The 2,718-nt window shown below is 69.9% G+C and carries 1 protein-coding gene; it reads left to right on the top strand.

Annotated elements, in window-relative coordinates; translation table 11 throughout:
* The first annotated feature begins 97 nt into the window (after nt 1-97).
* Nucleotides 98-2,674 (top strand): SpoIIE family protein phosphatase, encoded by a 2,577-nt coding sequence (locus tag VIU94_RS33690; protein ID WP_414721054.1) that lies wholly within the window; start codon nt 98-100, stop codon nt 2,672-2,674.
* The last annotated feature ends 44 nt before the right edge of the window (nt 2,675-2,718 follow it).

Here is a 2,718-nt window from a genome sequence, read left to right as displayed (position 1 = left end):
TTGTGATGCCGTCTCCTCTCTCGTGCCCGGCGTACCGGTGCGATCGAACCTAGGCAGAAGATTCGGAAGCGTCGCCGGACAGGTCTTCGTCCTTCAGGTGGCGATCGTGGTGCTGCTCGCCGCCGGGGCTCTGCTGGCCCTGGTGCTGCAGTCGCGACACGACATCGACCGTGAAGCGCGCAACCGGTCGGTTGCCGTGGCGCAGACCTTCGCGAACTCCCTGGGCCTGCAGGAAGCGCTGAATTCGCCGGACCCGTCCGCGATCCTGCAGCCCCTCGCCGAGGAGACACGCAAGGACGCAGGCGTGGACTTCATCGTGGTGATGGACACGAACGGCATCCGCTACAGCCACCCCCAGCCCGACCGCATCGGCGAGCGGTTCGTCGGCACGATCGAGCCCTCGCTCGCCGGCCAGGTGCACACCGAGAGCGTGGATGGGCCGCTCGGTAAGGAGATCCAGGCGATCGTCCCGGTCACCTCGCCCGAGGGTGAGGTCGTCGCCCTGGTCTCGGCAGGTCTGACGGTGGAGAGCGTGACCGGCATCGCCGACCGTCAGCTTCCGGTCATCCTCCTGGCCATCGCCATCGGTCTGGCTCTGGCCACCGTCGGCACGGCGCTGATCAGCCGAAGACTGCGCCGCCAGACCCACGGGCTCGGCACGCAGGAGATGACCCGTATGTACGAGCACCACGACGCGGTGCTCCACTCCGTCCGCGAAGGGGTGCTGATCACGGACGGTGAAGGACGACTACTCCTGGCGAACGACGAGGCCGGACGGCTGCTCGGCCTGCCGGACGACGCCGAAGGACGCCCCGTCGACGAGGTCGGCATGGATCGCGGAATGGCGGAACTGCTGCTGTCCGGCCGGGTGGCCACCGACGAGGTGCTGGAGGCCGGGGACCGGCTGCTCGTGGTCAATCAGCGGCCCACGCGCCCGCATGGCTCGGCGGTCACCATCCGCGACTCCACCGAGATGCAGCTCCTGAGCAGCCGGGCGGAGACGGCCCGCAAGCGGCTCAAGCTGCTGTACGACGCCGGGGGTGACATCGGCACCGACCTCGACGTGGTCCGCACCGCGAAGGAACTGGCCGACGTCGCCGTTCCCCAGTTCGCGGACTTCGTCACGGTCGACCTTGCCGACCCGGTACTGAAGGGCGACGAGCCCGGCCCGGGCGCCGACATGCGGCGCACGGCGGTCAGCGGCATCCGCTCCGATCACCCGCTGTATCCGTTCGGCAGCCTGATCGCATTTCTGCCATCCACGCCGCAGGCCCGCGGATACGGCACGGGCACAGCCGAACTCGTGCCCGATCTCCACGACGCGCCGGGCTGGCACGCCCAGGACGCGCCGCGGGCATCGGCGATCGTCGACTACGGGATCCACTCGCTCATCGCGGCTCCGCTGAAGGCCAGGGGCGTCGTGCTCGGGGTGGTCAACTTCTGGCGGTCGCAGAAGCCGGAACCGTTCGACGAGGACGACCTGTCCCTGGCCGAGGAGCTTGTCGGCCGCGCCGCGGTCACCATGGACAACGCCCGCCGCTACACCCGCGAACACAATCTCGCCGTGACGCTCCAGCGCAGCCTGCTGCCGCAGGATCTGCCCGAGCAGAGCGCGGTGGACGTCGCGCACTTCTACCAGCCCGCCCAGTCCGGAGTGGGCGGGGACTGGTTCGACGTGATCCCGCTGCCGGGCAGCCGCGTCGGGCTCGTCGTCGGAGACGTCGTCGGGCACGGCCTGCACGCCGCGGCCACCATGGGGCGGCTGCGCACGGCCGTGCACAACTTCTCCTCCTTGGATCTGCCGCCCGACGAACTCCTCGCCCGTCTCGACAACCTCGTCCAGCGCATGGACCAGGAAGGCGACAGCACGCCCTCGGACGGCGGTGTCCTGGGCGCGACCTGCCTGTACGCCGTCTACGACCCGGTCTCCCAGAACTGCACCATGGCGCGGGCAGGACACATGCCACCGCTTGTGGTCGCCCCGGACGGCACGACGACGATCTCGGAACTGCCGGCCGGCCCCCCGCTGGGGCTGGGAGGCATGCCGTTCGAGACCATGGAACTGCACCTGGCGGAAGGCAGCCAGCTCGTCCTGTACACCGACGGGCTGGTCGAGGAGCGGAGCCGGGACATTTCAGAGGGCGTGGAACGGCTGCGCACGGCGCTGACCCACCCCGACCGAGACCCGCAGGACAGCCGCCGCGCCGTACTCGACGCCCTGCTCCCCGTCCGGCCGGCCGACGACATCGCGCTGCTCATCGCCCGGACACGGACTCTGGGCCCCGGCCGGGTCGCAGAGTGGGACGTACCGTTCGACCCGAGCGAGGTCGGCGCCATGCGCGGCCTCGCGGCCGAGCAACTCGAGGAGTGGGGCCTGCAGGAACTCGCCTTCACCACGGAACTGATCCTCAGCGAGCTCATCACCAACGCCATCCGGTACGCCGCCGCGCCGGTTCGCGTTCGTCTGTTGCGCGATCGCACTCTGACCTGCGAGGTGTGGGACGGGAGCAGCACCGCCCCGCATCTGCGGTACGCCGCCACCACGGACGAGGGAGGCCGCGGACTGTTCCTGGTGGCCCAGCTCAGCGAGCACTGGGGCACCCGGTACACACCGGAAGGCAAGGTCATCTGGGCCGAACAGGTCCTGCCCGCCGCTGACAGTGACCTCTCCTAGACCGCAGTTGTTCTGCTGACCGCCGTCGGTCCCCACCGAACCGG

It is taken from the genome of Streptomyces sp. (assembly GCF_036566765.1).
Classification (GTDB): Bacteria; Actinomycetota; Actinomycetes; order Streptomycetales; family Streptomycetaceae; genus Streptomyces.
Note: the sequence above shows the minus strand (reverse complement) of the source record. Positions and strands in the feature narration are given on the sequence as shown.